Origin of the sequence: Micromonospora sp. NBC_01699, assembly GCF_036250065.1 — a bacterium.
In the GTDB taxonomy this organism is placed as follows: Bacteria; Actinomycetota; Actinomycetes; order Mycobacteriales; family Micromonosporaceae; genus Micromonospora_G.
This window is the reverse complement of sequence record NZ_CP109199.1, coordinates 2,545,777-2,558,404: the sequence shown is the minus strand read 5'-3', so window position 1 is coordinate 2,558,404 and position 12,628 is coordinate 2,545,777. Positions and strand designations below refer to the sequence as shown.

Annotated in this window: 12 protein-coding genes; all 12 read right to left on the bottom strand. The window is 72.6% G+C overall.

Annotation, left to right across the window (positions count from 1 at the left end; translation table 11 throughout):
* Positions 1–75: 75 nt before the first annotated feature.
* The 12 genes from OG792_RS11515 to pyrF all read right to left on the bottom strand — a co-directional run bounded on the left by OG792_RS11515 (position 76) and on the right by pyrF (position 12,625).
* Entirely contained in the window at positions 76–1,470 is a 1,395-nt protein-coding gene (locus OG792_RS11515; RefSeq protein WP_329111210.1) for an RsmB/NOP family class I SAM-dependent RNA methyltransferase, read from the bottom strand.
* Positions 1,471–1,649: 179 nt separating this feature from the next.
* A complete protein-coding gene (fmt, locus tag OG792_RS11510; RefSeq protein WP_329111209.1) occupies positions 1,650–2,594 on the bottom strand; it encodes a methionyl-tRNA formyltransferase in 945 nt (314 codons plus the stop codon).
* Positions 2,595–2,599: 5 nt separating this feature from the next.
* Positions 2,600–3,160, bottom strand: a complete 561-nt coding sequence (def, locus tag OG792_RS11505) for a peptide deformylase (RefSeq protein ID WP_329109360.1) — start codon at positions 3,158–3,160, stop codon at positions 2,600–2,602.
* A gap of 112 nt (positions 3,161–3,272) precedes the next feature.
* Entirely contained in the window at positions 3,273–4,487 is a 1,215-nt protein-coding gene (locus tag OG792_RS11500; protein WP_329109359.1) for a cytochrome P450, read from the bottom strand.
* 103 nt (positions 4,488–4,590) lie between these two features.
* Entirely contained in the window at positions 4,591–5,589 is a 999-nt protein-coding gene (locus OG792_RS11495; protein ID WP_329109357.1) for an AAA family ATPase, read from the bottom strand.
* A 144-nt stretch (positions 5,590–5,733) separates the two neighbouring features.
* The gene (locus OG792_RS11490) at positions 5,734–7,875 is read right to left on the bottom strand and encodes a primosomal protein N' (protein WP_329111208.1); all 2,142 of its coding nucleotides are present in this window, start codon (positions 7,873–7,875) and stop codon (positions 5,734–5,736) included.
* A 59-nt stretch (positions 7,876–7,934) separates the two neighbouring features.
* Positions 7,935–9,128 (bottom strand): methionine adenosyltransferase, encoded by a 1,194-nt coding sequence (gene metK / locus OG792_RS11485; RefSeq protein ID WP_329109355.1) that lies wholly within the window; start codon positions 9,126–9,128, stop codon positions 7,935–7,937.
* A gap of 88 nt (positions 9,129–9,216) precedes the next feature.
* On the bottom strand, positions 9,217–10,425 hold the full coding sequence (gene coaBC, locus OG792_RS11480; protein WP_329109354.1) for a bifunctional phosphopantothenoylcysteine decarboxylase/phosphopantothenate--cysteine ligase CoaBC: 1,209 nt from the start codon (positions 10,423–10,425) through the stop codon (positions 9,217–9,219).
* Between the two features lie 19 nt (positions 10,426–10,444).
* A complete protein-coding gene (gene rpoZ / locus OG792_RS11475; protein WP_007075826.1) occupies positions 10,445–10,708 on the bottom strand; it encodes a DNA-directed RNA polymerase subunit omega in 264 nt (87 codons plus the stop codon).
* 20 nt (positions 10,709–10,728) lie between these two features.
* Entirely contained in the window at positions 10,729–11,268 is a 540-nt protein-coding gene (locus tag OG792_RS11470; RefSeq protein ID WP_329109353.1) for a guanylate kinase, read from the bottom strand.
* A 26-nt stretch (positions 11,269–11,294) separates the two neighbouring features.
* Entirely contained in the window at positions 11,295–11,612 is a 318-nt protein-coding gene (gene mihF / locus OG792_RS11465; protein WP_329109352.1) for an integration host factor, actinobacterial type, read from the bottom strand.
* Between the two features lie 170 nt (positions 11,613–11,782).
* The gene (gene pyrF, locus OG792_RS11460) at positions 11,783–12,625 is read right to left on the bottom strand and encodes an orotidine-5'-phosphate decarboxylase (RefSeq protein ID WP_329109351.1); all 843 of its coding nucleotides are present in this window, start codon (positions 12,623–12,625) and stop codon (positions 11,783–11,785) included.
* Positions 12,626–12,628 lie beyond the last annotated feature (3 nt).

The following is a 12,628-nucleotide window of genomic DNA, read 5'->3' as shown; positions in this document are numbered from 1 at the left end:
CACCCTCGACCCGCACGACACTGACGCCCCGGCCGAATGGCCGGGGCGTCAGTGTATGGAGCTCGGGTGCGGCGGTCACTCGCCCCGGCGCAGCACTGCCAGGAACATCGCGTCGGTGCCGTGCCGTTGCGGCCAGAGCTGCACGGTGGGGCCGTCGCCGAGGCCGGGCATGCCGGCCGGCAGCAGCGGACGGGCGTCGACAAAATCGACCGGTACGCCGGACCGCCGCGCCGCCTCGGTCACCGTCACGTGGGTTTCCACCACGTGCGGCGAGCAGGTCACGTAGGCGACGATCCCGCCCGGACGGACCGCCCGGAGCGCCGCGGTGAGCAGTTCCCGTTGCAGCCGGGTCAGCGGCGGCAGGTCGGACGGCTGGCGGCGCCAGCGCGACTCGGGGCGGCGGCGCAGCGAGCCGAGCCCGGTGCAGGGCGCGTCGACCAGCACCCGGTCGAATCCGCCCGCGGGCAGGTCCGGGTCGGCGCCGACGGTTCGTCCGTCCATCGTGAGCACCTTGACCGGCAGGCCACGAACCGCCTGGGAGACCAGCCGGGCCCGGTGTTCGGCCACCTCCACCGCCGTCAGGGTGGCCCCCCGTTGGGCGGCCAACGCGCCGAGCAGACCGGCCTTGCCGCCCGGTCCGGCGCAGAGGTCGAGCCAGCGGCTGTCCTCGCCGTCGACCGGGGCCGCGGCGACCGCTGCGGCGACGAGTTGGGAGCCCTCGTCCTGCACGTGTGCCCGGCCGTCGTTGATCGCGGCCAGGTCACCCGGCGACCCACCGGACAGGTAGACCGCGTACGGCGAGAAGGCGCCCGGTGCGCCACGGACCTCGTCGGCCAGCGCCACCGCGTCGGCCCGGCCGGGCCGGGCGCAGAGGTGCACCGGCGCCGGCTCGTTGTCCTCGATCAGCAGTCGCGTGGTCTCGGTCATGTCGCCGCCGAGCGCCTCGGCGAACGACCGGATGATCCACTGTGGGTGGCTGTAGACGAGCGAGAGGTGGCCGACCGGGTCGGTCTCGAACGGCGGCGCCAGCTCGGCGACCCAGGTGTCGAGGTCCTTGCCGGCGATCTCGCGCATCACCGCGTTGGCGAACCCGGTCGCGCCCGGTGCCACCGAGCGGACCAGTTCGACCGTGGCGGAGACCGCGGCGTGCGCCGGCACCCGGGTGTAGAGAAGCTGGTACGCGCCGATGCGCAGCGCGTCGCGCGGTTGCGGGTCGATCCGGGCCACCTCCCGTGCCGCCGCCACGGCCAGGATCGCGTCCAGGGTGCCCCGTACCCGCAGCGTGCCGTAGGTCAGCTCGGTGGCGAAGGCGGCGTCCCGGCCGTACAGCCCCCAGTCGCGCAGCAGCCCCGGCAGCACCAGGTTCGCGTACGCGTCGTCGCGGTGCACCGCCGCCACGGCCTCGTACGCCGCCTGACGCGGCAGGTCGGCCGGTGGGCCGCCCGGTCGACCTCGTCCGCCCGTACCCATGGACCGGTCCCGGCCGCCACGGGCGTCCCGGGGACGTCCCCGGTCGTCGAAGCGGGGTCGTCCCCGGTCGTCGGAGCGCGGTCCCCCGCGGCCGTCGGAACGGACCGCCGAGCGGTCGTCCGACCGGGCCGGCGGGCGGTCGTCGGCGCGGGTCTGGTCGCGGTTGTCGGACGAGGCGATCACTCGGTCACCTCGGCGGTCTGGAAGGTCTCGCCCGGGGCGACCCGGACGCCGCGCGCCCAGTCGGTGGCCGGCATCGGCTTCTTGCCCGCGGCGCGTACCTCACCGAGGGCGACCGCCGTGGTGGCCGTGCCGACGAGTACCTGGGTCCGTTCGATGAGCAGTTCTCCTGGCTTGAGATCGGGTGAGTTGGCGATCGGGCGGACCGGGCCGAGTTTGACCCGGTCGCCGCGGAAGGTGGTCCAGGCACCGGGGGCCGGGGTGGCCGCGCGGATCCGCCGGTCGACCGCGAAGCCCGGTTCGGACCAGCGGACCTGGCCGTCGGCGACGGTCAGTTTCGGGGCCAGCGACACCCCGTCGACCGGCTGCGCTTCGGCGCGGGCGGTGCCCGCCTCGATCGCGTCGAGGACGGCCACCAGCAGCCCGGCGCCGGAGGCGGCGAGCCGGGTCAGCAGGTCACCGGAGGTGTCGGTGGGGCGGATCTCGTCGGTCAGGGTGCCGAAGACCGGGCCGGTGTCCAGCCCGGCTTCGAGCTGGAACACGCTGGCGCCGGTCAGCTCGTCGCCGTGCAGCACCGCGTGCTGCACGGGCGCCGCCCCGCGCCAGGCGGGCAGCAGCGAGAAGTGCAGGTTGACCCAGCCGTGGGTGGGCAGCTCCAGCGCCACCGGCGGTACCAGGGCACCGTAGGCGACCACCGGTACGCAGTCCGGCGCCAGCTCGGTCAGCCGGGCCAGGAACTCGGGTTCGCGCGGGCGGGCCGGGGTGAGCACCTCGATGCCCCGCTCGTCGGCCCAGGCACCGACCGGCGAGCGGACCAGACCACGGCCGCGTCCGGCGGGGGCGTCCGGGCGGGTCACCACGGCGAGCAGTTCGTGCCGGGAGGCGGCAACGGCCTCCAGGGCGGGCAGCGCGACGGCGGGCGTACCGGCGAAGACCAGACGCATCCGGGTCACCGGCCCAGACCGAAGGGACTGCCGGCGCCGTGCGGGCTGGTCTTGATCACCGGCGGGGCGCCGGAGTCGTACCAGTCCGCCGCGCGGATCGCCTTCATCGCCTCCTTGCGCCCCTCGACGGAGAGCCGGTCGAGGAAGAGCACGCCGTCGAGGTGGTCGGTCTCGTGCTGTACGCAGCGGGCCATCAGCCCGGTCCCGACGATTTGCAGCGGGTCGCCGTACGAGTTGAAGCCCTTGGCGACGACGTTCTGCCGGCGGACTGTGTCGAAGTAGAGGCCGGGGATGGACAGGCAGCCCTCCGGGCCGTCCTGTTCCTCCTCGTCGGGGAAGGACAGCACCGGGTTGATCAGATGGCCGAGCACGTCGTCCACGTCGAAGGTGAACACCCGCAGGCCGACCCCGAGCTGCGGGGCGGCCAGACCGGCACCGTTGCGGTCGCGCATCGTGTCGGTCAGGTCGGAAACCAGCTTGCGCAGCTCGGTGTCGAAGGCGACCACCGGCTCGGCCGGCGTGCGCAGCACCGGATCCCCGAACAGACGGATGGGCTGGACGGTCACGCGGGACGGCTCCTTAAGCTGGTGGGACGGGGGCTCGGCTGGTCGGACGGAACAGCTGGAACAGGCAGCCGAGCGCTGCCCCACCAGTCTACGGCGGCGCTACCGGCGGATTTCAGGCCACCGACACCGGCAGCCGCTGGTAACCGCGCAGGGTGAGCCGGACCCGGTGGGCCGGCACCCCGGCCGCCGCGAGCCGGGGCAGGCCGCGCAGTACCTCGGGCAGGGCGACCTCCGCCTCCAGCCGGGCCAGCGGGGCGCCCAGGCAGTAGTGCGCTCCGGCGCCGAACGAGATCGGCTGGTGGTCCGGCCGGTCCGGGTCGAACCGGTGCGGGTCGGGGAATCTGGCCGGGTCCCGGTTGGCGGCGCCGAGCAGCAGCAGCACCTCCGCCCCGGCCGGCAGTCCGGTGCCGGCGACCTCGATCGGTTCGGCCGCGATCCGGCTGGTGAGCTGCACCGGGGCGTCGTACCGGAGCAGTTCGCGGACGTAGTCCGGGGCGAGCGTGGGGTCGGCCCGCAGCCGGTCGGCGTGCCCGGGATGCGCCAGCAGCACGGCGAGTCCGTTGCCGAGCAGGTTGGTGGTGGTCTCGAAGCCGGCGACCAGCAACAGCACCAGGTTGGCCAGCAGTTCGTCGCCGGAGAGCCGGTCCGGGTCGCTGTCGTGGGCCAGGACCAGCGCGCTGGTCAGGTCCGGACCGGGCGTGCGGCGCCGCCGCACGATCAGCTCCGCCAGGTACGCGGCCAGTTCGGCCGCACCCCGGTTCGCGGTGTCGAGTTCGGCCTGGGTGATCTCGGGTTCGAGTACGGCGGTCAGGTCGGCGGCCCGGACCCGGAACCACGGATGGTCGGCGTCCGGTACGCCCAGCAGCGCGCAGATGACGCCGACCGGCAGCGGGTAGCCGAACTCGGCCAGGAAGTCCACCGGCCGGCCGTCCCGACCCTGTCGCTCGATCCGGCTGACCAGTTCACGCGCCTGGGCGGTGACCACGTCCCGGAGCGCGGCCACCCGGCGCGCGGTGAACGCCCCGGCGACGAGTCGGCGCATCCGGTGATGGTCCGGTGGGTTGGTCTGCAAAATCGAGGTGGCGATCACGGCGACGGCCGGGTTGGTCCGCCAGCCGAGCCACTGCCGGTCGAGCATGGCGGCGTCGCGGACCCGCATCCGGGGATCGCGCAGCAGCGCGTCGACGGCGGCGTACCCGGTGACGACGAAGGTGTCCGAGCCGGCCCGCACCACCGGGCCGTGCCGGCGCAGCGCCTCGTAGAGGGGGTACGGGTCGGTCCGCCCGGCGGGTGACATGAGCAGGGTGAGGGCCTGGGCCGCGTCCATCGGGTACCTCCGGGTCCGGCGCGCGAGGATCCATCATCGCCGCCCGGTGCCAGCCGTCGCCGCGGTGCCCGTCGGCGCCGCCGGACGGCGTCGAGTGGTGCCGTTACGAGGGGATGCCGGCCTCGCTGGCCAGGACCGGGTCGGCCGGGTCGGCGTCGGCCCGGGCGAGCACGTGCTCGGGCAGCGGCAGCCGTACGCCGTGCGCCGCGTCCCAGTCGTAGATCGTGCCCAGCCCGACCTCGGCCCGGAAGAACTCGACCGCGGAGCGGCCGCCGACCACGGGCTCGTCGACCTCGGCGACCAGTCGACCGGGGACCAGCTTGAATCCGTTGCGCAGGGCGGCGCTGAGTCGGCGGTGCCCGTCCACGACGAAGAAGTCACTGCCGGTGTAGCCGATGCGCAGCGGTTCCAGCCCCGCCTCGCCGGCCCGCGCGACGTCGGTCACGAAGTCGGACTCCCAGAGCCCACGCAGCCCCTGGATCTCCTGGGTGGGGTAGATCCGGCCGGGGTCGAGCAGGAGCAGCGGCGGCGCGTCCTGGAGCACCTGCCGGCCGAGGGTGCCCTCGAAGGCGGCGATGACGTGCTCGACCACCTCCATCGCGGAGGCCCGGGTGGTGTCGCAGATCAGGTCGTAGTTGCGCAGTTTTGCCTTGTCCACGCCGTACCGGAGGATGAACCGGCTGCGCTCGCTCTCGCTGCGTTCCCGCAGCTTGGACCGGGCTTCCTCGATCGAGGTGTAGCTCTCGGCCGGGCCGGAGGGGCGGGCCAGCACCCGGCGGGCCGCCTCGGTCGGCTCGGTGATCATGTGAATCTTGAGCGCGTCCCGGAAGAAGTGCCAGGCCAGCCGGCTGTCGACGATCAGCTGCTCGCCGGAGTCGGCGATGTCCTGCTGGAGCTGGTCCACGTAGCCGTCGACCGCCTGGTCGAGCTCGGCGTGCAGGTTGAGCTGGAGGGTGGTCATCTGGCGCCGCTGCGCCATCTCGCGGTACAGGTCGCCGACGCTGATCCGGCGCAGGCCGAGCCGCCTGGCGAGTTCGATCGACACCGTGCTCTTGCCGCTGCCGAGATCTCCATTGAGAACGATCGATTGACGATCGGTCACGACGCACACACCCCTGATCGCAGACTGATTAGGATCACTCGATTACACACCGAACCGGTGGGATCACGGCATCGTCACACCAATGGGCGGCGACATGAGGGGCGATGTTACCACGCGTGAACCAGCCCACCGACGGACGACGGCTCAGAACAGGTCCAGCGGATCGACCTGGATCCGTACCGGCTGACCGGCTTTACGGGCCGTGCGTACCCCGGCCGCCTCGTGCAGCGCGACCGCCAGCGCACCGGCCCGGCCGCGCGGCACCCGGACCAGCATCCGTTCCTGCCCCTCCCCCGCCGGCACCGGCCCCAACACCTCCGCGCCCGCCGGCAGGCGGGTGACCTCCAGCAGGTCGGCGACCGCGTCGGGCACCCCGGTCAGGCTCGCCATCCGGGCCGCCGGTGGGAAGCCCAGCTCGCGCCGCTCGGCCAGCTCGCGGGCGGCGAACCAGGCCGGATCCCAGCGCAGCAGCGCCTGCACCGGCGCCAGCGAACCGTCGGCGACCAGCACCACCCGCCCTCCGGCCGCCGCCGGCCTGGCCAGCGCCGCCGCGGTCAGCCAGCGCCGCAGGGCCTCCTCGGCGGCCCGCAGGTCGGCCCGGGTCAGCAGGGCCCAGGAGTCGAGCAGCAGCACCGCCCCGTACCCACCGGCCGCGAGCGGTTCGGCGCCGGGCGTCGCCACCACCAGCCCGGCCTCCGCCGGCACCTCGCCGAGCACCTCCTCCCGCCCCGAGGTCCGTACCGGCACGCCGGCGAACGCCCGGCCCAGCTCCTCCGCCGTACGCCGGGCACCGACCACCGCCGCGCGCAGCCGCCGACCGCCGCACTGTGGACAGGCGTACGCGGCCGCCACCCGCCCGCACCAGTGACAGCTCGGTACGGCGAACGCCTCACGCAGCGCCAGCGGCCCGGCACAGTGCGGGCACCTGGCCGGGGCCCGGCAGTTGGCGCAGGACACCGACGGCAGGTAACCGCGACGCGGGACCTGCACCAGCACCGGCGTATCGGCCCGTAGCGCCGCCCGGGCCGCCTCCCAGGCCAGGCTGGGCAGCCGCGCGGTGGCCGCCCCCGGATCCCGGGCCAGTTGCGGATCGTCACCGGTCGGCGTCACCTGCGGCGTACGCGCCCGCACGGTCGCCCGGTCGGCCACGATCTCCTTCGCCCAGCCGGTCTCGACCAGCAACTGCGACTCGGCGGTACGGGCGTGCCCCGCCACCAGCACCGCCGCGTCGGCGAGCTGGGCCCGGGTGAGCAGCACCTCCCGCGCGTGCGGGTACGGCGCACGTGGTTCGGAGTGCAGGTCGTCGCCGTCGTCCCAGATCGCCACCAGTCCGAGCCGGTCGACCGGGGCGAACATCGCGGCGCGGGTACCGATCACCACCGGCACCTGTCCCCGCGCGGCGGCGAGGAAGGCCCGGTAACGCTTGGCCGGGCCGAGCGCGGCGGAGAGCGCCACGTGCCGTCCGGTGCCCAGTTCGGCGGTGAACGCCGCGTCGAGGCGGTCGAGGTCGCGGGCGTCGGCGACCACCGCGACCACCCCTCGCCCACCGCGTACGGTGGCCGCCGCCGCTTCGGCGAACCTGGCCGCCCACGCCTCGCCGGGCAGCGCCGACCAGACCGCGCGCGGCTGGCGCCCGTCGGTCAGCGCCCGCAGGAACCCGGCCCCGGCCGGATAGTCCCCCCATCCCCGCGCCGGCCCGTCGTCCGCCGCCACGGAAGCGACCGCAGGCCGGGGTCCGACGGCGGACGCCGGTGCGGACGCGCGCACGAGCCCGGCCGGACCAGGTGCGGCCGCGGGCCCGGGAACCTCCTCGGACGCCGTTCTGACCTCGGACACGGGTCCTGCCGTAGGAACGGGTCCTGCCGCAGAGACGGACTCGGCGGCGGACGACCGGCCCGGATTCGGGTTGGCAACCGTCGGCGCCACCTCGCCGGGTGTGACCGTGGCTTCCGCCGGGGCCGGGCCGGCCTGCGACTCGGCCCGCGCGTGCCGGCGCGGAACGGCGAGCCGGAGCACGTCGGCCAGGCTGCCGGCGTACCGGTCGGCCACCGCTCGGGCCAGCCGGGCGATCTCCAGCGAGAGCACCCGCTCCGGTGAGACGAGACGTTCGAGGTAGGTGAGCCGGCCGTCGTGCGTCGAGGTCTCGACCCGTTCCAACAACCAGCCGTCGACCAGTTGACCGGCGAACCGGACCCGGACGCGGGTGCCGGGCCGGGCCGTCTCGGCCAGCTCGCTCGGCACCAGGTAGTCGAACGGGCGGTCCAGGTGGGCCAGCGGCACATCCACCACGACGCGAGCGACCGGCAGCCCGCTCGCGGGCTGCCGGTCGGTACGCCTAGCGGTGGTCAGGCTCCTGCGGCCGACTTGAGGTCGGCGGCACGGTCGGTGCCCTCCCAGGTCAGATCCGGCAGCTCGCGTCCGAAGTGACCGTACGCGGCGGTCTGCTGGTAGATCGGACGGAGCAGGTCGAGGTCACGGATGATCGCCGCCGGACGCAGGTCGAAGACCTCGCCGATCGCCTTCTCGATCCGCTCCACCGGGACGTTCTCCGTGCCGAAGGTCTCCACGAACAGGCTCACCGGGTGTGCCTTGCCGATCGCGTACGCGACCTGCACCTCGCACCGCTCGGCCAGACCGGCGGCCACGACGTTCTTCGCCACCCAGCGGGTCGCGTACGCCGCCGACCGGTCGACCTTCGACGGGTCCTTGCCGGAGAACGCGCCGCCGCCGTGCCGGGCGTAGCCACCGTAGGTGTCCACAATGATCTTCCGACCGGTGAGGCCGGCGTCGCCCATCGGGCCGCCGATCTCGAACCGCCCGGTCGGGTTCACCAGCAGCCGGTAGCCGTCGGTGTCCAACCCGAGCCCCTCAAGCTCCGGGGCGATGACGTGCTCCCGCACGTCCGGGGTCAGCAGCGACTCCAGCGAGATGTCCGCCGCGTGCTGGCTGGAGACGACAACGGTGTTCAGGCGGACCGGGCGCAGCCCGTCGTACTCGATGGTGACCTGGGTCTTGCCGTCGGGCCGCAGGTACGGGATCGTCCCGTCCTTGCGCGCCGACGCGAGGCGACGTGCCAACCGGTGCGCCAGCGCGATCGGCAACGGCATCAGCTCCGGGGTCTCGGAGCAGGCGAAGCCGAACATCATCCCCTGGTCGCCGGCACCCTGCGCGTCCAGCGCCGACTCCGACGAACCCGACCGCAGTTCGAGGGCACTGTCCACACCCTGCGCGATGTCGGGCGACTGGGAACCGATCGACACACTCACACCACACGACGCCCCGTCGAAACCCTTCTTCGACGAGTCGTAGCCGATGCCGAGGATCGTCTCCCGGACGATGGTCGGGATGTCGGCGTACGCCTTGGTCGTCACCTCGCCGGCGACGTGCACCTGGCCGGTGGTGATGAGGGTCTCGACCGCCACCCGGCTACGCGGGTCCTGGGTCAGCAGCGCGTCGAGGATACCGTCGCTGATCTGATCAGCGATCTTGTCCGGGTGGCCTTCCGTGACCGACTCGGAAGTGAACAGGCGGCGTGCCACGGTGCTCCTAAAGAATCTCGAAGAGTGTCGGCGGCAGTCTAAGCGCCGCGGACCTGGACCATTTCCTCGGTGACAGTGTGCTCAGCGGTTAAGACGAAGCGGTTAAGCGCGTTGTTACCAGGTCCCAGACGGCGTCGGCGAGGTCTTCCTTCGATTGTTCCGGGAAAACCACCCTGGAACCATCGGCACCCAGCACAACAGCAGTATTGGAGTCGGCGCCGAACACCCTGTCCTGCCCCACCTCGTTGACCACGATCAGGTCCGCCTTCTTCCGCGCCAGCTTCGCCCGGCCGTTGGGCTCGGCGTCACCGGTCTCGGCGGCGAACGCGACCAGCACCTGGTGGGCGTGGCGCCGTTCGCCGAGTTCGGCGGCGATGTCGGGGTTGGTGACCAGGTCGATGGTGGGAGCGGTACCGTCACCCGTTTTCTTGATCTTCTGGCTGGCGTACGTCGCCGGACGGAAGTCCGCCGGTGCCGCCGCCATCACCACCGCGTCCGCGCCTTCCGCCGCCGACAGGGTGGCCTTGCGCAGTTCTTCCGTCGTGGACACACGGACCACCTCCACCCCGGTCGGATCGGAGAGCGAGACGTTGGCGGCGATCAGCGTAACCATAGCGCCACGCACAGTAGCAGTGCGGGCGAAGGCGTAACCCTGCTTGCCGGAGGACCGGTTACCCAGGAACCGCACCGGGTCGAGCGGCTCCCTGGTGCCACCGGCGGTGACCACCACCCGACGCCCGGTCAGGTCACGCGGGGCCACCGCGCCCCGGGCCAGCGTCCGCCGGGCGATCGCGAAGATCTCGGCCGGGTCGGGCAGCCGACCCTTGCCGGTGTCCGCGCCGGTGAGCCGCCCGCTGGCCGGCTCGATCACCAGTACGCCACGAGCGCGCAGCGTCGCCACGTTGGCCACCGTCGCCGGGTGCTCCCACATCTCGGTGTGCATCGCCGGCGCCAGGACCACCGGACAACGGGCGGTCAGCAGGGTGTTGGTGAGCAGGTCGTCGGCCAGGCCGTGCGCGGCCTTGGCCAGCAGGTCGGCGGTGGCCGGCGCGACCACGACGAGATCCGCCTGCTTACCGAGACGAACGTGCGGCACCTCGTGCACGTCGGCCCAGACGTCGTCCGCGACCGGCTTACCGGAGAGCGCCGCCCAGGTCGGGGCACCGACGAAACGCAGTGCCGAGGCGGTTGGTACGACCCGGACGTCATGCCCCGATTCGGTGAGGAGCCGGAGCAGCTCACAGGCTTTGTACGCGGCGATGCCCCCGCCTACGCCAAGAACGACCTGAGCGGGCATGAGCGTTCTGTCGGGCTTACTACGGCTGGTCGGTCGGCTCGGCGGTGAGCAGGCCCGCGTTGATCTCGCGCATCGCGATCGAGAGCGGCTTCTCCTGCGGCGTGGTCTCGACCAGGGGTCCGACGTACTCCAGCAGACCCTCGCCGAGCTGGCTGTAGTAGGCGTTGACCTGGCGGGCCCGCTTCGCGGCGAAGATGACCAGGGCGTACTTGGAGGTGGTCTTCTCCAGCAGCTCGTCGATCGGAGGGTTGGTGATGCCTTCGGGATTGGCGATGGAACCCACGAGATAAACCTCTGTGTCTCTCAACCGCCGGTACGCGGCTGAGCCGGAGTCAGAAAGGATGAACCGAGCAAGCCTACCAGTTCCTCCGCTGCCCGCTCGACGAAGTCGTTGACCACCACCCGGTCGATTTCCGCCCCGTCGTGCGGTTGCCCGGCCGGCGGAACCGCCCCCGGCGGGACGAGGTACACCAGACGGGACCCCGGCATCGCGGCCCGTACCCGACGGGCACCGGGCAGGTCGAGGCTGAGCAGCACCGGCTGGCCGGCCCGCAACCGGGTCTGGACCGGCTGTCGCGGGGTGCCGTGCAGGTGACCGGCGTACCGGTCCCACTCCAGCAGTCCGCCGGCGGCGATCAGCGCCTCGAACTCGTCGGCGTCGACGAACAGGCGGGTCCCGTCGACCTCGTACGGGCCACGGGCCCTGGTGGTCATCGCCACCGATACCCACAACACGGGCGAACGCGCCCGGATCAGCTCGATCACGCTGTCCTTGCCGGCCCCGGCAGGACCGGCAAGGAGCGTGAGGCGAGCCGCCGGGCGCGCGTCGTCCTCCGTGCTCACTGCTTGTTTCTACACGCTGCCGCTAGCTAGTTGGCGGCGAACTCACCAAGCAGTGCCTTGCGCTGCTGGTCACCCAGGCCGCGCAGGCGCCGGCTGTCGGCGATCTTGAGCTTCTCCATGATCTGGGTCGCCCGGATCTTGCCGATCCCCGGCATCGCCTGGAGGACGGCCGAAACCTTCAGCTTGCCGACGACGTCGTCGCCCTCCGCCCGCGCGAGGACGGCGGCGAGGGTGGTCTTGCCCTGCTTGAGCTGCTCCTTCAGCTCAGCACGGGCTTTGCGGATCTCCGCAGCCTTCTCCAGCGCGGCTGCACGCTGTTCGGGGCTCAGTTGGGGGAGCGGCACCAGTTCTCCTCAGGTCCCTATCGCGACGGGCGGAACGCACCGCCGCATCTGTGAAACGTGGGGTGGCTGGGAACCAAAGGGGTATGTGGTCCCAGCGCCGGGAAAACTAGCGGTCAGCAGAGTTTTCGGCAACGTGGACGCGCCATGATCATGCGACCGTGATCGAGCTATCACTCAACGACACGGCCGAGTACGGCTCGACAATCGGCCAGCGCGCGGTCCGCCGCGGCGCGCAGCGCGGCGATGTCCGGGCCGTGGCCGAGGACCTCACGGGAGTACGACGGCAGCACCGCGGTCAGGTCCCGACCGAAGACCGTACGCAGGTCGGCAGCGCTCCCGCCCTGGGCGCCGAGGCCGGGCGCGAGCATCGGACCGTGCACGCGGGACAGGTCGTGGCCCGTCTCGCCGATCGTCGCGCCGACCACCAGCCCGAAGCTGCCCAACGGCTCCGCACCTGCGTTGAGCTGGGAAATCTCGTCGATCACGGTTTGCGCGACGGTCCGGCCGTCGGCGCCGCGGGCGTGTTGGACGGCCGGACCCTCGGGATTGGAGGTGAGCGCCAGCACGAAGACGCCGCCGCCGTGCGCCGCCGCCGTGTCGAACATCGGGGCGAGCGAGCCGACGCCCAGATACGGGCTCGCGGTGATCGCATCGACATACAGGGGACTGGATGGATCCAGATACGCGGCGGCGTACGCGCTCACCGTGGAGCCGATGTCGCCACGCTTGACGTCCAGGAGCACAAGAGTTCCGGCATCTCGCAACTGTCGGATAGTTGACTCAAGTACCTCCAGCCCTCGGGACCCGAAGCGCTCGTAGAACGCGGACTGCGGCTTGACCACCGCGACCCGGTCGCCCAGTGCCTCGGCCACCGTCTCGCTGAACCGCGCCAACCCGGTCACGTCGTCGGGCAGCCCCCAGCGCTCCAGCAGCGCGCCGTGCGGGTCGATGCCCACACAGAGCGGCCCGCGCTCGGCCATGGCCCGGTGCAGCCGGATCCCGAAGCTCTCCATCGC

Bases quoted from the DNA above. Each gene is read 5' to 3' on its own strand.
- OG792_RS11515 (WP_329111210.1), bottom strand. From the start codon at position 1,470: ATGGGTACGGGCGGACGAGGTCGACCGGGCGGCCCACCGGCCGACCTG.
- fmt (WP_329111209.1), bottom strand. From the start codon at position 2,594: ATGCGTCTGGTCTTCGCCGGTACGCCCGCCGTCGCGCTGCCCGCCCTG.
- OG792_RS11500 (WP_329109359.1), bottom strand. From the start codon at position 4,487: ATGGACGCGGCCCAGGCCCTCACCCTGCTCATGTCACCCGCCGGGCGG.
- coaBC (WP_329109354.1), bottom strand. From the start codon at position 10,425: ATGCCCGCTCAGGTCGTTCTTGGCGTAGGCGGGGGCATCGCCGCGTAC.
- pyrF (WP_329109351.1), bottom strand. From the start codon at position 12,625: ATGGAGAGCTTCGGGATCCGGCTGCACCGGGCCATGGCCGAGCGCGGG.